The organism is Vibrio sp. 10N.222.47.A9 (assembly GCF_963872585.1).
Taxonomy (GTDB): Bacteria; Pseudomonadota; Gammaproteobacteria; order Enterobacterales; family Vibrionaceae; genus Vibrio; species Vibrio splendidus.
This window is the reverse complement of sequence record NZ_CAWNBB010000030.1, coordinates 75535-95976: the sequence shown is the minus strand read 5'-3', so window position 1 is coordinate 95976 and position 20442 is coordinate 75535. Positions and strand designations below refer to the sequence as shown.

18 protein-coding genes and 2 pseudogenes are annotated in these 20442 nt (G+C 46.5%); all 20 read right to left on the bottom strand.

What is annotated here, in order from left to right; all coding sequences use genetic code 11:
- Positions 1–6: 6 nt before the first annotated feature.
- On the bottom strand, positions 7–1608 hold the full coding sequence (gene flhF, locus AACT19_RS08820; RefSeq protein ID WP_076646016.1) for a flagellar biosynthesis protein FlhF: 1602 nt from the start codon (positions 1606–1608) through the stop codon (positions 7–9).
- A gap of 27 nt (positions 1609–1635) precedes the next feature.
- Entirely contained in the window at positions 1636–3735 is a 2100-nt protein-coding gene (flhA, locus tag AACT19_RS08815; protein WP_076646015.1) for a flagellar biosynthesis protein FlhA, read from the bottom strand.
- A gap of 212 nt (positions 3736–3947) precedes the next feature.
- Positions 3948–5078, bottom strand: a complete 1131-nt coding sequence (flhB, locus tag AACT19_RS08810; RefSeq protein WP_004736213.1) for a flagellar biosynthesis protein FlhB — start codon at positions 5076–5078, stop codon at positions 3948–3950.
- A 9-nt stretch (positions 5079–5087) separates the two neighbouring features.
- Positions 5088–5870, bottom strand: a complete 783-nt coding sequence (gene fliR / locus AACT19_RS08805) for a flagellar biosynthetic protein FliR (protein ID WP_054548160.1) — start codon at positions 5868–5870, stop codon at positions 5088–5090.
- Between the two features lie 6 nt (positions 5871–5876).
- Complete coding sequence (fliQ, locus tag AACT19_RS08800) at positions 5877–6146, bottom strand: flagellar biosynthesis protein FliQ (RefSeq protein WP_004736211.1); 270 nt, start codon at positions 6144–6146, stop codon at positions 5877–5879.
- 11 nt (positions 6147–6157) lie between these two features.
- On the bottom strand, positions 6158–7087 hold the full coding sequence (fliP, locus tag AACT19_RS08795) for a flagellar type III secretion system pore protein FliP (protein ID WP_004736210.1): 930 nt from the start codon (positions 7085–7087) through the stop codon (positions 6158–6160).
- Entirely contained in the window at positions 7074–7490 is a 417-nt protein-coding gene (gene fliO / locus AACT19_RS08790; RefSeq protein ID WP_019350477.1) for a flagellar biosynthetic protein FliO, read from the bottom strand. Before fliO ends, fliP begins: the two co-directional genes overlap by 14 nt.
- Complete coding sequence (gene fliN / locus AACT19_RS08785; RefSeq protein ID WP_004736208.1) at positions 7490–7900, bottom strand: flagellar motor switch protein FliN; 411 nt, start codon at positions 7898–7900, stop codon at positions 7490–7492. Before fliN ends, fliO begins: the two co-directional genes overlap by 1 nt.
- Before the next feature lie 29 nt (positions 7901–7929).
- Positions 7930–8973, bottom strand: a complete 1044-nt coding sequence (gene fliM / locus AACT19_RS08780) for a flagellar motor switch protein FliM (protein WP_004736207.1) — start codon at positions 8971–8973, stop codon at positions 7930–7932.
- A 7-nt stretch (positions 8974–8980) separates the two neighbouring features.
- Complete coding sequence (gene fliL / locus AACT19_RS08775) at positions 8981–9469, bottom strand: flagellar basal body-associated protein FliL (protein WP_017090979.1); 489 nt, start codon at positions 9467–9469, stop codon at positions 8981–8983.
- A gap of 133 nt (positions 9470–9602) precedes the next feature.
- Positions 9603–11219: pseudogene (locus AACT19_RS08770) on the bottom strand (flagellar hook-length control protein FliK); the annotation flags it as partial.
- Between the two features lie 69 nt (positions 11220–11288).
- Positions 11289–11702 (bottom strand): annotated as a pseudogene (locus AACT19_RS25515) (flagellar hook-length control protein FliK); the annotation flags it as partial.
- 182 nt (positions 11703–11884) lie between these two features.
- The gene (gene fliJ / locus AACT19_RS08765; RefSeq protein WP_017076818.1) at positions 11885–12322 is read right to left on the bottom strand and encodes a flagellar export protein FliJ; all 438 of its coding nucleotides are present in this window, start codon (positions 12320–12322) and stop codon (positions 11885–11887) included.
- A 19-nt stretch (positions 12323–12341) separates the two neighbouring features.
- Positions 12342–13661, bottom strand: coding sequence for a flagellar protein export ATPase FliI (fliI, locus tag AACT19_RS08760; RefSeq protein ID WP_010439337.1), 1320 nt, complete (start codon positions 13659–13661; stop codon positions 12342–12344).
- Positions 13661–14461, bottom strand: coding sequence for a flagellar assembly protein FliH (gene fliH / locus AACT19_RS08755; RefSeq protein WP_017084517.1), 801 nt, complete (start codon positions 14459–14461; stop codon positions 13661–13663). The genes fliI and fliH overlap by 1 nt, the downstream gene beginning before the upstream one ends.
- Positions 14462–14586: 125 nt before the next feature.
- The gene (gene fliG / locus AACT19_RS08750; RefSeq protein WP_017076820.1) at positions 14587–15648 is read right to left on the bottom strand and encodes a flagellar motor switch protein FliG; all 1062 of its coding nucleotides are present in this window, start codon (positions 15646–15648) and stop codon (positions 14587–14589) included.
- A complete protein-coding gene (gene fliF / locus AACT19_RS08745) occupies positions 15641–17383 on the bottom strand; it encodes a flagellar basal-body MS-ring/collar protein FliF (RefSeq protein ID WP_076646013.1) in 1743 nt (580 codons plus the stop codon). The genes fliG and fliF overlap by 8 nt, the downstream gene beginning before the upstream one ends.
- A gap of 16 nt (positions 17384–17399) precedes the next feature.
- Complete coding sequence (gene fliE / locus AACT19_RS08740) at positions 17400–17711, bottom strand: flagellar hook-basal body complex protein FliE (protein ID WP_004736198.1); 312 nt, start codon at positions 17709–17711, stop codon at positions 17400–17402.
- A 132-nt stretch (positions 17712–17843) separates the two neighbouring features.
- Positions 17844–19253 carry a sigma-54-dependent transcriptional regulator gene (locus AACT19_RS08735; protein ID WP_017095936.1) on the bottom strand — a complete coding sequence of 470 codons (1410 nt, stop codon included), beginning with the start codon at positions 19251–19253 and terminating at the stop codon, positions 17844–17846.
- Between the two features lie 33 nt (positions 19254–19286).
- Positions 19287–20327, bottom strand: a complete 1041-nt coding sequence (locus tag AACT19_RS08730) for a sensor histidine kinase (protein ID WP_076646012.1) — start codon at positions 20325–20327, stop codon at positions 19287–19289.
- Positions 20328–20442: the final 115 nt, after the last annotated feature.

Sequence of the window (20442 nt, the reverse complement as noted above, 5' to 3'; positions counted from 1 at the left end):
CGCCGCCTAGAGCCCTTCAGAATCGCTATTCCAGTAATGAGGTTCATTCTCTGTAGATTTTTCTAATAACTCATTAGCCTTAGCAATCATATACTTTGGCTGAGCTATGACGATATCTTCAGGAACTCGTTGACCATTTGCTATGTAAGCAACTGGTAATGCATTTTGTATTACCACACTGATGAACTCACCCAAGCTAAGGGATTCATCCAGCTTAGTCAGGATACATCCCGACAACGGGATTCTTCTAAAGTGTTCAATGGTTTCTTGTAGTACTTTGCGTTGTGCGGTTGCAGGCAACACAAGGTAACTATTGATAACGGAACCACTCTCTTGCATCAATGTGTCTAACTGCTCGGATAGGCGAACATCTCGTTGTCCCATGCCTGCAGTATCGACCAGAATCAGGCGACGATTACGTAACTGATATATTACATCGGCCAATTCACTAGAATCTTTAGCAACTCTTACAGGACAACCCATAATTCGACCATAAATCGATAACTGCTCATGTGCACCTATACGATATGTGTCCGTTGTCACTAGTGCGACGTTGTCAGCACCATATTCCATGGCTGCGCGTGCTGCTAGCTTAGCAACCGTCGTTGTTTTACCTACGCCAGTCGGGCCCAACAAGGCCACAATACCACCGCGTTTTAAAATATCTTTTTGCGTGACAGAGATCTGGTCAGCAACCAGAGCTAACAAGGCCTTCCATGCACGTGCAGGCTTGGTATCTTCAGGAATGTAACAGGCCATTTGATCGGCAAGCTCGGCAGATACCCCCATACGCTCAAGGCGTTTGATAAGCATTGCTCTGAGCGGTTCACGACGCTCAACTTCTTGCCACATTAGCCCTGATACTTGATGCTCTAATAGACGACGAATTGAGGTCATCTCTTCACGCATCGTCTCCATTTCAGCATCTGAACCTTTTGACTGAGTGTTCTCACGACCACGATCATAACGGGTAGGATCCAAACGAGGTGCTGGACGCTCTACTCTGCGGTCTTCGGCAATCAATTTAGATAAGCCTGTTTCACGAGCAAATGCTGAATCGAGGCTCCCGTGAGATTGCTGGTTACCAGAAGACTGTTGGTTGCCAGAAGATTGTTGATTGCCAAGAGACGGCTGGTTGCCGAGAGACTGACGATTACTATGTGGCTGATGATTACTATGCGGCTTATGACCCGTGCTGGATTGGCGATTTAGCAATGCTGACAACGAGTCTTCGTTTTCTGCACGGTGTTGTGGCTCATCATCGGCGCCATGACTGTATTGCTTTAGCATATTCGCAAAGCGTTTGGTCATTGAGCGTCCACCTTCAGCATTCGTCTGCAGGCTAACCTTGTCATCGTCTAATTGACGACGCCCTGCCGGTGCTGCGGGCGCGGCCATTTGCGTATATTGGCTTTGCGCAGGCTGCTGAGGTTTATTTAATCTCTGGCTCGCTGTCGACGGGCTAGATTCGCCATCAATAGCGGCAACAATTTCCACGCCACCTGCGACCTTTTTGTTAGACATGATCACCGCTTCTGAGCCAAGTTCTTCTTTAACTTGGAGCAGTGCGGTTCGCATATCTTTTGCAAAAAATCGTTTAATTTTCAATTCGATCGTCCGTTCTAATTAGGCGGCTTAATTACCAACAGCTTGTACTATACGTATCTGCTTTTCGTCCGGTATCTCTTGGTAAGATAACACTCTCAAGCTTGGGATCGTGTTCTTCACGAACTTAGCCAGAGTTGAACGCAATACACCAGAGGTCAGTAGCACTGCTGGCTCACCTTTCAGCTCTTGCTCTTGTGTGGCATGGCTGAGTGAGGTCTGTAAACGTTCGGCTAAACCAGGTTCAATACCAGCAGATTCTCCGCCGGATGCCTGCATGGTTTGATGCAAGATTTGTTCCAGCTCCGGAATCAAGGTTATCACGGGTAGTTCTGGCTCTATACCATTGATTTCTTGAACAATTAGTCGTTTCAAAGAGATACGAACAGCCGCCGTAAGTATGTCAGGTTCTTGACTCTTACTTGAGTACTCCGACAAAGTTTGGACTATTGTTCGAATATCACGAATTGGAATGGCTTCATTCAATAGGTTCTGTAGCACTTTCACAACGACGCCAAGCTGTAACTGGTCCGGTACAAAGCCTTCCACCAGCTTAGGCGTTGAACGGCTAAGCATCTCAAGTAAGTTTTGTACTTCTTCGTGACCAATCAGTTGTGATGCGTTATTCGTTAGCTGTTGACTGAGGTGAGTGGCCAACACGGTTGATGAATCAACAACCGTGTAACCTAAGGCTTGCGCATGTTCACGCTGCTCTTCACGAATCCACACAGCTTCTAGACCAAAGGCAGGGTCAATCGTCGGCTCACCATCGATCATTCCATACACTTGGCCTGGGTTAATGGCTAATTCCATATCCGGCTTAATCTCAGCCTCACCAACCGCAACCCCCATTAAGGTGAGTCGGTAACTGTTTGGCGTCAACTCTAGGTTATCGCGGATGTGTACTGCTGGGATCAAGAAACCAAAATCTTGAGACAGCTTCTTACGCACCCCTTTAACGCGTTCAAGCAATTCGCCACCTTGGTCTCTGTCAACTAGAGGAATCAAGCGGTAGCCAACTTCTAAGCCAATAATATCAACAGGCTGAACATCATCCCACGAAAGTTCTTTCTGAGAACCCGTCTCCCCACTCGCTTCAACGGTAGCTGGAAGGTTGGGTTGTTCAGCTTTTTTCTTGTTCTTTTTATCAATGTAATAGGCACCTGCACCTGCAACGACAGCAAGGCTCAAGAACGAGAAATGAGGCATACCCGGCACAATACCCATGATGCCAAGGATAGCGGCGGTGATCATCAAGGATTTAGGATTGTCGAACAGTTGGAAGAAGAGCTGTTGCCCCATATCTTCATCAGTATTTTGACGCGTTACCATCATCGCAGCAGCGATAGAAAGTAATAACGATGGAATTTGAGCAACCAGACCATCACCGATAGTCAGTAGCGTGTAGATTTCGATCGCTTCACCAAAACCAAGGTCAAACTGAACCATACCAATACTCAAGCCACCAATAATGTTGATGAACAAGATCAAGATACCGGCGATCGCATCACCTTTAACAAACTTAGATGCACCGTCCATTGAACCGTAGAAATCGGCTTCTTTGGTCACTTCAAAACGTCGAGTACGAGCCTGATCTTGGTCGATCAAACCTGCATTTAAGTCGGCATCGATTGCCATCTGCTTACCCGGTAAAGCATCAAGGGTAAAACGTGCACTTACTTCCGAGATACGACCCGCACCTTTGGTGACAACCATGAAGTTGATGATCATCAGGATCAAGAACACCACCAAACCAACCGCATAGTTACCACCGATAACCACGTTACCAAAGGCTTCAATAACGTTACCGGCAGCATCACCACCCTCATGGCCATGGAGCAATACCACACGTGTCGAAGCAACGTTCAAGGCCAAGCGGAGCAGAGTCGCAATCAGGAGTACGGTCGGGAATGCAGCGAAGTCTAAAGGCCGACGGGTATAAACCGAAACCAATAGCACAACCATAGACAGTGCAATGTTGAAGGTGAAGAACATATCCAACAAGAAAGCTGGAATGGGCAACACCACCATAGCAAGCGTTGCAAGCACCATAACAGGCGCGCCAATCGCAGGCATGGCACGGTTAGGCATTTTAGGTAGCTTGTCCGCAAAAGGCAGGGTGAATTTCATAAATCTAGGCAGTTTCGCTATGTTGTAGCTATCTCACTAAGCAGATTGAGGCCTAGGTCTAAGCTATGTTGCTATGGGCTAATATGTTCGGAGTTGATATAGCAAACACTGTACCAACATCTCACGTCAAATTATCGCCATCACCTCGGAAACAAGAGGGGTAGCTAAGTTGCTATTATCAGGGTTCATCAAGCTGAGCTCAAGCAATTGATCTAATGTCGTAAATCAGGTGGGATCGGCATATTAGAATCTTGCAGTTTTGGCCTCTCTCCACCTTTTTTTCGGTATTGCTTAAGCTGGAAAACATATGCAAGCACTTGCGCAACTGCCGCGAACAGACCGTCAGGAATTTGTTGTTCTAGCTCTGTTGTGTGATAAAGCGCCCTAGCCAATGGCGGTGCAGGAATAATATAGATGTCATTTTCTCGTGCGATTTCACGGATCTTCATCGCCATGTGATCGACACCTTTAGCAACCACAATTGGTGCCTTATCTTGATTCTGCTTGTAGCGCAGCGCCACTGAAAAGTGTTCCGGGTTGGTCACAATCACATCCGCTTGAGGGACATCAGCCATCATACGACGTTGAGCGGCTTCTCGTTGCAGCATACGAATACGACCTTTCACTTCGGGCTTACCCTCAGTGTCTTTGAATTCATCTTTGACTTCTTGCTTGGTCATCTTCAGCTGATCGGCGTGTTGCCAGATCTGGAATGGGATATCAATGGCGACCACGATGAGTAGAGAACAACTGATCAACAGGATGAAGTTGAGCAAAATATCTAAGGCATGGAATATATTCTGTGGGTACACATCCATACTCAACTGCATCAAGTCATGTTGAGATGCTTGAATCAGATAAATGGCCATGCCCGATACCAAAGCCACTTTCAAGATAGATTTCAGCAGTTCAACCCAGCTTTGTAAGCCAAACATACGCTTGATACCACTCAAAGGGTTGAGCTTAGATGCTTTTGGCATAGCCGCTTGCATTGAGAAATTGACCCCACCAACACCCGCAGCGCCAATCACAGCAGCAACGAACAAAGTGATGAGAATCAAAAACAGTGGGAACAATAGGTTTACTAATGCGCCACCCGCTATTTCCAGTAGCTTGTTAGTATCGAAAATCTCGTCACGACTGAGTGAAAACAGGCGTTGCATGGCCTCGAACAAAGCCTTCGCCATCGATTCGCCAAACCACATTAAAGAAATCGCACCGACTATCAATACCGATGCTGACGCCAACTCTTTTGACCTTGCAACCTGCCCTTTCTCTTTGGCCTGTTGCAAGCGTTTGGGCGTGGCGTCTTCTGTGCGTTCTTGACCGTCTGACTCTGCCATTTCAGTCTCCTAGCAATCTAACCGGATTAGACGACATATCTGTTGCTCGCCTAGTATCCAAAATAGCTCATAGTGGCTAAACAAGCCGCCAAGGATGTACCAACAAAGTAACAAACCCACGAGTAGCGCAAATGCAAAACCCAAAGAAAATATGTTTAGCTGAGGTGCCGCACGTGTCATTACACCAAATGAAAGGTTAATCGTCAGCAGCGCAATAATACCCGATAACGACATCGCTAATGCTGTTTTGAACATGATGCCAAGCCACAATGCCAGCTCTCTGAAATCGACGGCGGTTAAAGACCCACTGCCAATCGGCAAAGTTTTAAAGCTGAACACTACCAGTTGCAACATTTTCAAGTGACCATCGGTCGCCAAGAAAAACATGGTCGCCAACAGCATGAACAGTTGGCCAAGTACTGGCGTATTTTGACCGTTCGCAGGGTCAACCATAGAGGCAAAACCCAAGCTCGATTGCATACCTAAAATCTGACCGAGCATAACAAAAGTTTGAATCAAAAACTGAGTAACAAACCCCATGGCGACACCAATCACGATTTGTTCAAATACAGTCAAGAATCCTTGGAAGGACAGCAGCTCAATCTCTTTAGGAACAGCAGGGATTGCGGGCATCACAGCAAAGGTGATCGCTAAACCTAAATACAGACGGATACGCGGCGACACAAAGCGTGCCCCTGTTACCGTCATCACCATCAGCATGGCTGAGATGCGAGTGTATGGCCAAAAATAATTGGCTAACCACTCTAGTACAAGGCTCGTTGGGTATTCCATATTGGTTTAATACAGAACTTGCGGCAAGCGTTCGATGAGTTCGAAAAAAAACTCCATCATCATCTGAGTCATCCAGTGAGCAAACATCATCAACGCCAATAACGTCACGATCAAACGCGGTAGGAAACTCAATGTTTGTTCGTTGATAGACGTCGCAGCTTGGAAAACCGCAACGACTAAACCAATCAATAGGCTAGGAATAATAATGGCACATACCATTATCAGTACCATCCAAAGTGCATCTCGGAACAACTCTACGAATATTTCAGGATTCATTATTCCCCCAGCTACAAGGCAAAACTGCCGGCGAGAGTGGAGAGTATCAAGTTCCAACCATCAACAAGAACGAACAGCATCAACTTAAATGGTAACGATACAATCATCGGTGACAACATCATCATACCCATAGCCATCAATACCGAGGCGACCACCAAGTCGATGATTAAGAAAGGTAAGAACAGCATGAAGCCGATTTGGAAAGCCGTTTTCAACTCCGACGTGATAAACGCTGGAATCAGAACCGCCATGGAAACATCTTCAGGGTTAGTCACTTCCGCACCCGAGATCTCAACAAAGGTTTCTAGATCTTTGATTCGGGTTTGTTTGAGCATGAAAGACTTGATCGGGCCTTGGGCAACGTCGAACGCCTGTCGTGCCGATATTTGTTCATTGAGATAAGGCTGAACCGCTTGCTCATTCACTTGATTGATCACTGGTGACATGATGAAAAAGGTCAAAAATATCGCGATACCAATAATCACTTGGTTTGAAGGCGTTTGTTGGAGACCCATTGCCTGACGCAAAATAGACATCACCACCACAATACGGGTGAACGACGTCATCAAAATTACCATTGCCGGCAAGAAGCCAAGCATGGTCATTAGGGCCAATATCTGTAAATTGATCGAGTAATCTTCACCGCCATTGGCGTTGGTGGTCATGGTAAAGGCAGGAATGCCACCACCATTACCCGTTAAACTACCAGTGGTCATGGTTTGCGATTTAGCTTGATCTTGTTCCATCGTGCTGATGGTAACCGACTCTGAGCCTGCTGTATTCGCTGGAATGACGGTGCCATCTTCAGCCTGTGCAAATACCGACACACTGAACACTAAAGAACAGAGGAGGATGAGCTGAACCAACAGCGCTTTTACCGCTCGAAAAGATCCGATTTGGCAAAGGTAAGATGAGGTGAAAAGTCCGTTACTTGTTTGCATCTTTTTTAATTAGCTGGGAAAGCTGACTTGAAAATGTACTTTTTTCCAGCATCTCCTGAGTAAGAGGTTTATCGAGCTTAGAGATCAGCTGAATCGACTGTGTGGTAATGCCTACTAAGAACTGTTCATCACCTGCTTGCACAATCGCAATGCGTTCTTTAGTACCAACAGGAATTTGCCTAACAATAGCCAAACCTTGTTGATTCGACATCGCAGGCACTTGCATTCGCTTGAGTAACCAAGCAATAAATAAGATGAAGGCGATAACGAAAATTAGCGACCCAAAAGTGGTAGCTAAATCAAGAGAAGGAGGCGCGGCAAAGGCAATAGAAGGCATAGACAACAGCCCTATTCCCAATATTCCGCGAGACGAACCCACCAATCTTTTTGGCGAAAAGCGCATTAACGTAGCTTCTTAATTCGTTCTGTTTGGCTAATTACGTCAGTCAGACGAATACCAAATTTGTCGTTCACCACAACCACCTCTCCGTGAGCAATCAGAGTACCGTTAACCATCACATCTAGTGACTCACCAGCAATTCTATCGAGCTCTACTACCGAACCTTGGTTCAATTGAAGTAAGTTACGGATACTGATCTGAGAACGGCCAACTTCCATCGAGATAGTCACTGGGATATCCATGATGGTATCCAGTTTACGACGCTCATCTTCAGAAATCGGAGACGATGAATCGGTTAGTTCATCAAGTGGTGCCGCAAGCACATCATCAACATCAATTGACGGTGCTAAAGGGTCTTCACCAAGTGCTGCAGCCCATTCGTCTGCTAGCTTTTGATCTTCACTAGGTTCCATTACCAATTCCTATACTTTTATCTATTTTGCTATTCGTCATCATCGCTATTTTCGAGCTCAGACATTAGGTCTTTGCCTAGAAAAGCGAGATCAGTTTTGACCACATGCGGTCTTTGAATTTTTTCCGAAATCTGTACCGCGAGCTTCTCACCAGAACGCCCCATTTTCACACGATAAGTCGGCAGTTCTTCGACAAACATCGTCGCGTGTTCAGGCATATTCATGGGAATGACATCCCCAGGGCGCAGCTCCATCAAATCACGCAGGGAAATATCTTGCTCTAACAAGTTCACGCGAAAATTGACTGGCACATCCATGATTTCATCACGCAGCGCGGTGCTCCAACGAACGTCAGTTTCCATTTTGTCTGATTGAACACCGGCATCAAGCAATTCACGAATCGGCTCAACCATGGAATAAGGCATCACGACGTGGAAATCACCACCACCGCCATCCACTTCAATGTGGAATGAACTCACAACAATCACTTCGGTTGGGCTCACAATGTTCGCCATGCTTGGGTTCACTTCAGAATCCAAGTATTCAAACTCAACCCCCATCACTGGAGACCAAGCTTCTTTGTAATCTTCAAAAACAATTTTCAGCAGTAACTGAATAATTCGTCTTTCTGTTGGCGTGAATTCACGACCTTCAATCTTGGCGTGGAAACGGCCGTCACCACCGAAAAAGTTTTCTACAAGAATAAATACAAGGCGTGCTTCCATAGTGATCAGCGCCGTACCTTTCAACGGACGGAAACGAACCATGTTTAAACTGGTGGGTACATACAATGTGTTTTGGTACTCACCAAACTTCATCATTTGTACGCCATTGATCGACACTTCAGCCGTTTTACGTAACATATTGAACAAACTGATCCGCATATGACGTGCGAAGCGCTCGTTAATAAGTTCAAGGGTCGGCATTCGACCACGGACGATTCGATCTTGAGATGAGAAGTCGAAATTGACCGCACTGTCATTCTCGGTTTCTAAGACATCTTCAACTTCTTCAACATCATCAACGCCATGTAATAGCGCATCAATTTCGTCTTGGCTTAATAAATCGGTCACAAATTACCTATTGAATTACGAAGTCAGTGAATAACACTTTTTCAATCACAGGCTGGCCAACAGCTTGAGCCAGACTTGCTTTAATATCTTCAGTTGCCTTGTCACGCAGTTCAATTCGCCCAGTAGGTGAGCGTAATTGATCGACCGTTGCCGAAGCGAACGTGGCCAGTAGCGTACTTTCTACGAGTGGAGAGTGGTAACGTGCGAGGTCTTCATTCTTACTGCCACGTACCATCAGCTGTGCTTTTATCTGAACTAGGCGATCTTTTTTATCCCCCGTCACATTAAACAAGAAAGGCTGAGGAATATTAACATACATGACAGGCTCTGCTGCGACCACTGCGGTGGCTGGCTGAGACTGAGATTCAGAGGCACTATCTTCGGAGCCTAAGAAAAAGAACAACGCACCACCTATGCCAAGCAGCAAAACGACTACCGCTATAATGATGATAAGGAGCTTGCTCTTCCCTTTAGGTGCATCTTGTTCTTCTGCCATACTTTACTCTAACTTCCTGTTCTTTCGATTAACTGACGGTTCTTTCTATTAACTAACAGTACTTTCTATTAACTGATGGTACTTTCTATTAACTGATGGTTCTTTCTATCAACCAAGCGTTCTTAGCCTGATATTAGGCATAATAACTAATTCCATCACGCTTTGATGCGACATTCAATTCAAGATTGCTGCCACTATCAAGGTTTTCATCACCTTGGCCATCATTTGTACGGTTAGTGCCGGATTGTTGCTCACCATTGTTGTATCTATCCTGTCCCTGACCAGAGCTCTGTTGCTGAACTGACGAATCGGCTAGTTGTAGGCCTTGTTGAGCAAGCATCTCCCTCAAGCGAGGTAAGGTTTGTTCAATCACCTCTCTTGCCTGTTGATTACTAACCGTAAAGTGCACGTTCGCCACATCATTATTCATGGTCATGCGGATTTTCATCTGACCCAATTCTGGTGGGTCGAGACGAATGTCCAAGTTCTTGAGGTTCTTAGACATCATCATTTGGACTTTTTCCGCGACCTGCTCATTGGCTAGCTCTTTGGTGAGCTGTAAAGGCGCTTGTTGAGCAGCTTGAATTTCAGCTCGCGTAGGTGCTGAACCAACCGTTGCAGTACCTTGTGCGCCAGCCGCAGAAGCGATCTGCTGGGCCAAGGTCGAGTCTTTAGAATCTTCTTTAGCACCCGCTTTACCCAAACCAGACAATGCAGCGGCACCAGCGCCCGCTTTAAGAAGCGCGTCAGTCGAACCTGCTTTTGTGGCCGCTGGCGTTGCAGTCATCGCTAGGCTTTGTGCCGTTAAGCTTGGGTCTAAAGCCGCTTGCTGCTGCATTGGAGCGGCATTCCCTTGTTGTAATTGTTGAGCCGCTGCCTGTTGAGCCGCATGCGCATTATTGGCGTGCAGCATTGCCGCCTTCTCCGTAAGAGCATTGTTTGCTGATTGAGAAGCGGCCTGCGCTGATACTTGTTGTGCAGCCGTCGCTACTGCCGTTGTTGATGCCACCGCGGCTAAGGCTTTGGCTTCATTTGAATCAGTGTTGTCCCAATCAATAGCGGCGGGTTCACCGGATGTGCTGTTCACGTTCGGAGCTTGATTTAGTAAAGCCGTTGCTTGCTGTTGAACATTGGTTAGTTGTTGATTCAATACTTCTAAGTTAGAGGTTGCTTGAGCCAGCGCAGCTTGCTCATCGACCGTCAACTTAGCGCCACTTTGTTGCTTTTGAACCAGACCATCGACAACAGACTGTTCTGATTCGATCTGTCCATTCAATTGGTTTAACGCTTTGGTATGGGCATCAACCTGTTTTGCAAGTTCCATATCCGCTGCTGAGAGTGCTTGACTCTGATCGGCAGCAACCGCACTGGCCGCGTTCTTTTGGCGCAACTCTCGGCTCATACTCGCTTCAATTTGTTCTGGGGTGACGCCTTTATCCATCAACTGTCGAATTTCATCATCAGTCAACTGTGAAACACCCTTACCTCCGGTAAGCACGGCAATTTCAGAATCGATCTCAAGACCGTTTACTTGATTTGTTGCATTGGTTTGTTGTGCTGATTTACCCACGGTGTCGGTCGCAAGAACGCCCACAGCAGTCGCACCTACAACCTTGCCTTGAGCTTCATCAGCCTTCACTTGCTGAGGCAAGCCTTTGCCGTTGTCAGGTTGATTCAGTGTTTTGTTTGCCTCGTCCAACTGACCAAGCAATTTATTGCCTTCACTCATCGCAGCACTAGCTTGAGATGCCCCCTGAGCATTCAGCTCTGCGGATTGTGTATCAGAATCACCTTTTGGCTGAGCCGCAGCCAAGGCATCGTCATCAGACGGTTTCGACGAGGCTTTATCGCTCGACTGTGAATTTAGTTCAGACGTCTGTTCAGTAGCTGTGTTGCTAGTGGCCGTATTTTCAACATCCGTCGCTGCTTTAGCTTGCTTGGTTTGAGCTTCGCTAGCCTCATCAGCGATCTTAGACTCAGTTGAATCACCTTTAGTCTTTTCAGCCGATACTTCGTCTTCCGCAGAGGTCTGTTTTTCGTCTGATTTTGGGGCGTCATCAGTGTCTTTTACTGCCGCTTTGCTGTCACTTTCTTCAAAGCCTAGCGCTTCTTTAAAAGACTCTAAGAAACCTTTAGAGTCGCCGGTCTCTTCTACCTTTGAAGAGGCAGAACCGGTGTCCAACAACGATGACGTTTTGTTGGTCGCTGAATTTGAGGAAAGGCTAACATTCATATATACAAGCTCTATCTACTAGCTTTGCTGCCTTAAATCGGACAACAAAAAGAAAGTCGGGTGCTTTTCATGCCTTTGCTGGGCATAACGCGCAATTTTATATAAAACGGAGCAAGAAACATGCCTATTAGTTCTGTTCTCACAATCTGAACGGCAACACCTTCGTCATTCAGGGCTTAGGATCACATCTTCTTTCGGCCATACATCAGCGTCGAAAACTCATCCATTTGCTTTTGTTCTCGTTGATCTTGCAGCTTTGCCTTCTCTTTCTGTTTTTTCTCCATCAACCACTCGTAGGATTTACGCTTTTTACGTAGCTCCATCCAGTAGTTTTGGCAGTTGTCGACTTGGTTTTTAAAATGATGCTCCGCTTCTCTCTGTTTAGATAATGTTTCATCTAGTTGAGTTAAAAAACGGTTCAAGTGACCATACTGACTCGCTGTGAGTCCAGCTTTTCCGCGATCAATAAGTTGCTGACAGTAATCAAGTCGGTACTTTTCAATCTGAGCGACCTGCTCATAGTAACCTTGAAGCTCCGAATTCGCTTTGTTGAGCGCCAATACGGCTTGGTTCTCTTGATCCTTGGCTTGATCGAGCAAAAATTCTAATGCGTTATCCATGACTAACCTTATTCACTCGTTAGCCACCCAATACATGTTTCAACATGTTGACACACATGTCATAGGGAACCGTTTCTTTCATTTTTTGCTGTAAGTACTCGTCCAACCTCGGTTTCAAGGTGAAGGCACTATCAATTGCAGGGTCAGTCCCCGGTTTGTAAGCACCAATCGATACCAAATCTTGGTTTTTACGACAGATAGAGAGTACTTGGCGCACCGCTTTCGACATCAATACATGTTCTTCGGTGGTGATTTGCGGCATAACACGACTAACGGATTTCTCGACATCAATCGCAGGATAATGTCCGGCATCGGCCATCTCACGCGATAAAACAATGTGACCATCAAGAATCGCTCGTGACGCATCGGCAATCGGGTCTTGTAAGTCATCACCTTCAGTTAAAACGGTAAAGAAAGCCGTGATAGAACCTTGTTCATCGTTGCCGTTACCCGCACGTTCCACCAGCGCAGGAAGCTTAGCGAAGACTGATGGCGGATAACCTTTGGTTGCTGGCGGCTCACCCACAGACAGAGCAATTTCACGCTGAGCCTGAGCAAAACGGGTCAATGAATCCATTAATAAAAGAACATCTAAACCTTGGTCGCGGAAGTACTCAGCTACAGCCAGTGCAGTTTGACAACCTTTCAATCGCATCAGTGGCGATGAATCCGCAGGAGCAGCGACCACCACAGATCGTTTGCGTCCATCTTCGCCAAGAATCTCTTCAATAAATTCTTTAACTTCTCGTCCACGCTCACCAATTAGACCTACCACCACCACTTGCGCGGTTGTGCCTCGAGTCATCATCCCGAGCGTGACCGACTTACCGACACCGGAACCAGCAAACAGACCAATACGCTGACCTTTACCTACCGTCAGCAAGCCGTTTATGGCCTTCAAGCCGACATCGAGCGGTTCAGAAATCGGTTTTCGAGCTAAAGGGTTGATTGGCTCAGCATTAAATGAAGCGCGTTGTTCGGTATAGATTGGGCCTAGCCCATCAAGTGGATTACCCACCCCGTCGATCACTCGGCCAAGCAATTCCATTCCGACAGGGATACCGCTTTCAGTGGTCACGGGGGTCACACGAGCGCCAGGTAGTATCCCAGTGATTTGTTCACTCGGCATCAAAAATAAGTTATCGCCAGAGAAGCCGACAACTTCGGCTTCCATCTGACCAGACATGGTTTCGACTAAACACAGGCTGCCGATGGGTGCTTTACAGCCGGTCGCTTCAAGCGTTAAGCCAACAACGCGTACTAACTTACCAGAGGCAATTGGTCGCGATTTTAGCCCCTCGACTTTGTATTGGCTAAGACGATTTGCTAATTCAAGCATTACTCATGACCCTGATGACGGTTTGCGCCACAGAAGTTTTGAATGACGTTTTTCACACGGTCTTCCATGCGGTAGTTAACGCTCGACTCACCCGCTTCGATTTGCACGTCCCCACGGTTTAGTGCGGGCTCTGCAACTAACGTCCAATTGCGGCAATCCAATTCAGTTTCGCCATACGCAGAGCGAATAATCGCGACGTCTTCGGGATTAAGCTTCAATGTGATCGCATGACCTGAGATCGGCAACGACTCGACCGACTCTTTGACGGTATCTAATATGATTTGTGGGTTGGTTTGCACTTCAACATGAACCACTTCTTTGACCATGGTCAGTACCATGTCCACCAATTGCTTCTCTACCTGAGCGTTCATCAACTCTAACGGTTGAGCAAACTGGTTGGCTAGCCCCATAAAGATGGCAACTTGCTGCTGAATATACTCTTGACCAGCAGTGACGCCTTCAAGCTTGCCGGCTTGGTTGCCTTCTTCGTGACCTGCAGCCAGCCCTTCTTCTTTACCTTTTTCGTAACCTTGTTTAAAGCCAGCTTCTTGGCCTTGATGAAGCCCTTCCTGATAAGCACCTTGCTTAATCAGTTCGATTTGCTCTTCAGTCAGAACAAGCTCTTCGTCTTCAATGGCTTCTTCAACCGTCGGCATCCAACTAGGATCGTAATTAAAGGCCGTTTCTTTGGCTTGTTTATTCACATCAGAGGTGTAGTCAGGCAACCCCCATTTCTGAGGTTGGGCAACCGTATTATCTTCTTCAGGGCGAAGGAAGCCGCGTTTTCTATCACCTGACATATCAGTACCTATCTATGAATGCGTCCAGCTGCATTGTAAATTCAAGCCGTTGAACGGAGTTAATCTTGGGTTCGAGATTGGATAAAGAAAAGCCCCAACAGTGTGGGGCTCTTGAGGTTTCTGTATTAAAGGAACTCGTCGGCGCCACCAGACAGCATAATCTCGCCACTGTCCGCCATCTTCCTCGCAATACCCAATATCTCTTTTTGAGCCGCTTCCACGTCGGAGACTTTTACTGGCGGCATCGCCTCAATGTCGTCTCTCATCATATCGGCAGCACGTTTAGACATGTTCTTGAAGATCTTCTCACGTAGACCGTCATCAGCACCTTTAAGCGCTTTTTGTAGAACGTCTTGTGGAACATCACGCAGCAGTCGTTGAACACCTTGGTCATCAACTTCAATAAGGTTTTCAAAGACAAACATAAGATCTTGAATCTGCGTTGCCATATCTTCGTCTTGATCACGGATTTGATCCATCAAGACGCCTTCCACATTATTGTCCATGTAGTTCATGATCTCAGCCGCGGCTTTCAGGCCACCAATTTTGGCAGCTTGAGCACCTGCTTGACCCGCAAACTGTTTCTCCATGATTTCATTCAATTCAGCAAGAGCCGAAGGTTGAACTTCTTCAAGGTTAGCGATACGCATCATCAGATCCAGACGAACTCTTTCTGGGAATTGAGACAGAATCTCAGCCGACTGATCAGAATCGAGGTACGACAACACAATGGTTTGAATCTGAGGGTGCTCGTTGATGATGATACTCGCCACCTGACGAGGATCCATCCACTTAAGTGAGTCCAAACCTTTCGAGCCAGTACCAAGAAGAATTTGATCAACAAGGTTATTTGCCTTGTCTTCACCCAAGGCAGCGACCAGCGCATTACGCATGAAGTCTTCACTGCCCATACCAATGTTGGTGTACTTCTGAATATCATCTAAGAAAGCACGGTGAACCGCTCCCACTTTTTCTTGGGATAGATCAGTAGCTCGCGCCATTGCACTACCCACACGCTGAACCTGCTTTGGCTCTAGGTGACGAATAATACCAGCAGCGTCTTCTTCATTTAGACTTAGCAACAAGATCGCAGCGCGTTCATCGCCTGAGATTGAACCGATATCCACGCCAGAGACATCAAGTACTTCACCACCTTCAGTTTGTTGTGGAACTATTTCGTTAGCCATCTACCATCCAATTCTTAACTACTTGAGCTGCTAGCTCTGGTTCATTCGCTACAAGAGCACGTACTGCTTTCAGCACATCTTCGTCTTTATGAAGGTTTGGTAAGTCGATGCTTGAACCAAATTCAAACAACTCGCCACCTTCAATATCACCACCAATTAAGCTGGTTTCGCCGTCGGCGCCAATTGGCATACCATCAGGGCCGTACATTTGATCATCATCGTCAGCTGCTGGGTTAAGCAGTTTCTTCATTGCAGGGCGAACAAGTACCAATACCACGACGATAATAACCAACGCGCTCGCAAACCAACGTACCCAATCATTGAAGTTTGGATGTTCCCAAATTGGTACATCAGCGACAACATCCGTCACTTGTGGTGCGAACTGCATGCTTAACACATTGAGTAAATCGCCACGATTTTCATCAAAGCCGACAGTACCAATCAGTACCTGACGAATCGCATTAATTTCACTGGCAGGGATTGGCGTATGAACCACTTCGCCCGTATCAGGGTTCAGTGATTGACGGTCTTTGATCGCTACCGATACCGTCTGACGGTTAACCGTGCCGCTCTGTTTACGTTCATGGCTGATGGTTGTGTCTAGCTCAAAGTTTCGGGTCGCTTCTTTGTGAACCGAGCCTTGCCCCGTCATCGCACCGTCTTTCATCTGAGCGACATCTTGAGGAATTGAAGCATCTGCTGGGGGCTGGTTACTCAAAGCACCAGGAATACCAGCCACAGTGTTGCCGTTGTTATAATCTTCTAACGTGTATTCACTTCGAGTCGCTGGCGTATTCGGATCAAAACGTTTTCTCGTTTGCTCCACAGCACTAAAATCAAGCTGAATATCAACCTGAGCGGTATAGTTACCAAACCCAAGAATAGGAATTAGGATAGAGTCAATTTTTTCACGCAGCGCTTGCTCTTGATTGCGCTCTAACTCATGTTCTTTACGACGCGCAGCTGACATCGGGTCTTGAGAACCTGAGTTCAACAGTCGGCCATGCTGATCGGTCACCGTGATACGTGAGGTTTTCATTCCCGGAACGGCACTTGCCACCATGTCGACAACAGAATCAACTTCTTGCTGCTTGAGGTTACTGCCAGTTTTCAGAGTCAGAAATACGGAAGCTGAGGCTTCTTGATTGTGACGAACAAAGACACTCTGCTTTGGCAAGGCCAATAAAACCTGAGCTTTACGTACCTGTTTCATCTGCTCAATGGCTTTCGCAAGCTGTCTTTCACGACTTAATTTAAGGCGCTCTTGCTCGACACGTTGTGATACACCAAAACCCATGTCTTGCATGAGGATGTCATCACCTGCGTTTCGCTCTTGATTCAAACCCGCTCGTACCATATTAAGCTTTAATGAGTTGTACTCACTGGCGGGTACCGAGATAGTGTTACCTTCAAGAGTGTATTCGATCTTTTGTAGATCCAAGTAATCAAGTACGGGAATCAACTCTTCTGTTTCATAAGCCCCTAATGGACGCATTTCTGGCTCTTTCACCCAGAAAAACAGCATCACAATCAGCGCTACACAGATAGAAATAGATAGGACTAAGACGACCTGACGAAGTAAATCGAGATCACCGACGGCCATATCGAACTTAGAGGAACTGCGTTCACCTAGATCGGGATTTTGCCCTTCTCCGTCAAGCTCAGAACCTGCAATGAGTGCATGGTCATTGCTGTCGCTTACGGTTAAATCTGTTGTTTGACTATTATCTGCCACTATTTAATTACCCAACTTATACCGGCATATTCATCAGCTCTTTGTACGATTCGACCAATCTATTTCTAATTTGGATCGTCGCCTCAAAAGCCACACTAGATTTATTACGAGCAATCATCACGTCCGATAGAGACACGCTTTGGTCACCACTATCAAAACGAGCTTGAAGATCACCTGAGGTCTTTTGTAATGAGTTCACGTTATTAATGGCCTGCGTCAGCATGTTGCCAAAATCTGCACCGACCGCTTGCCCCGTTGCAGCAGGACGCGCGCTAGCAGCTTCAACCATCATTGCCTGCATTTCGCCTTGTAAACCATCTATTCTCATCTACTACCTCAGGAGTCAAAATTATGACTATCTATTTAGCTGTATTATTGACAGAGCAATTAGCGTGCCACACATTAAATTGACTAGACATCGTATTACACTAGTCAGAAAGCTGACACTACTAATCTATCCTCAGTTTGGGATATCTATTCCAGCATCGCGCATTTTCGCCAACTTATAACGCAATGTGCGAGGGCTAATGCCCAACTTTTCTGCCATTTCTTTGCGTCGGCCATTACAAGCGATCAGCGTCTCAAGAATAATCGCATACTCTTGATCTCGAAGCTCATTTCCAAGCCCTTCGCTGGCAGCCGAGACTTTACCAATAGGGTTCGCTTCAGCAATCGGCTTGATATCTGGCGCTGCAACACTGTTGCCTTCAACAATTTGCTGTAGGCCACTTGCGTCTTGCCAATCGACACCTTCAAGCAAGATGTGCTCACCTGAAATATTTTCTTGCTCACTCAGAATTAGAGCGCGCTGCACGACATTATCCAGTTCACGCACATTACCTGGCCACGGATAATTGACGAGCTTACTGAGGGCTTGCTCGGACAGAACAGGAACAGGCATACCAAGTTTGGTACAATGGCGCTCAACTAAGTGCTTCGCAAGCGGCTCAATATCGCCTTTACGTTCACACAGTGCTGGCCAAGTAATTGGAAATACATTCAGGCGGTAGTATAAATCTTCACGGAAATTCCCTTCAGAAACATACTGCTTTAGGTCGCGGTTACTGGTTGCCAGAACACGAACATCCAGTTTGATACTCTTACGGCTACCAAGACGTTCAACTTCGCGCTCTTGCAACACGCGCAGTAGTTTTGCTTGTAGGCTAAGATCCATTTCACTGATCTCATCCAACAAAATAGTACCACCTTGAGCTTGCTCAAATTTACCAGGACAAGCTTGAATAGCACCAGTAAATGCGCCTTTATCGTAGCCAAACAGTGTTGCTTCCAACATGTTATCTGGAATCGCGGCACAGTTAATCGCAACAAACGGACCGTCTTTACGGCTCGAAGCGTTGTGAATATAGCGAGACATGACCTCTTTACCAGAGCCACTTGGCCCCAACACCATGACGTTAGCATCGGTTTTAGCCACCTTATCAGCCAACATCATTAGCTTGATACTTTTCTCATCGGCAACGATGGCATCGCCATTATCATCCGATTTTACCGGAGCATAACGGCTCACCATATTGAGCAGTACTTCAGGCGCAAATGGCTTTGCCATATAGTCTATAGCGCCCTCTTTCATTGCGGCAACGGCGTCTTCAATGTTGGCATACGCTGTCATCAACAATACTGGTAGATTTGGCCAATGCTGCTTGATATTTCTTAGCAGTGCTAAGCCGCCCATACCTGCCATCTGCACATCAGAGACAACAATATCAACGGAGTTCGATTTCAATTTTACCAGAGCATCTTCCGCACAATCCGCTTCCAGCCATTCATAGCCAGCAAGCGCGAGAGTGTCGACAAGGGCTTCGCGTAGACCTTCATCATCTTCGACGATTAACACTTTGCTTTGAGCCATAGGATTCTCCAGTGTAAATTCAGTTAAAACTTATTAGTCTTCAGAAGAAGCTCTTCTTTCCAGCGGTAGACACATAGTAAAGCATGCACCGTCCCCTTCTTCTGATATCAATTCCAGTCGGCCTTCATGTGCTCGACAGACCATTTGTACAACGGCTAAGCCTAGACCTGTACCTTGCGAACGAGTGGTAAAGAAGGGTTCCATAATTTTACCTTGAAGCTCTTTCGGTACGCCGGGGCCACTGTCTTGCACTGATATCTTAAGCTCGCCGTTTACGGGCCTAAAAAAAACATCAATCTGCGATTCTTTACCCGCAATTTGCACTGCGTTCAAAACTAGGTTGCTCAGAGCAGAAGCGATAGCATTAGCATTGCCAAACATCTGAGTCTCTTCACCCTCAACTTCCTGGCAATAATCAATCTGGTTCGATTTTAATGCCGCTTCCACCATTGGGTGAAATTCAGTGATCAGTTCAGCAACGGTAAATGGCTTCACAACCTTGTTGTCGCCACCTTTAGCAAACAACAGCATGTCATTCACTTGCTTCTCTAAGTCATGGAGCCTATCCATAAGCTTAGATTGAAAGCGCGTTTTTGTTGCTGGCGGCAGGTTCGGCGCGGCAAGGTTTGATGCATACAGCATCGCACTAGAGAGTGGCGTACGAACCTGATGTGCCAACGAGGCTACCATTCTGCCTAGCGACGACAAACGCTGAAGATCACTCACGCGAGACTGTAGAAGACGAGTTTCTGTCAGGTCGGTAATCAAGATAAGTTGACCCGTGGTAGAAGCTGAAATAGCCAAACGAACCTTACGCCCATTCTTCAGTGAGATCTCATGTCCATCATCGTCTTTAGGGTCAAAGGCACTTTGAATCACCGAAAACCACTTCTCGCCCACCAGTTCCACACCTAAAATTCGGTGCGCTTCTGGGTTCGCTTCCCTTACTTCACCATGAGTATCTAACAAGATGACACCTGCTGGCATCACATCAAGCACTTGCTTATAGCGCTCAACCTGCTGTTCAACTGAATCTAGGTGTGACTGATTTTCTGATTCGTTAGATCCGTGCATGTCAAAAATTTGCCTCAAATACTAAAACAGCCTGACACGTAAAACACGCGTCAGGCTATTTGCTATATTTATCACATAGTTAAGCAAGCAACAACTCGACTATGCCCTCTCTATT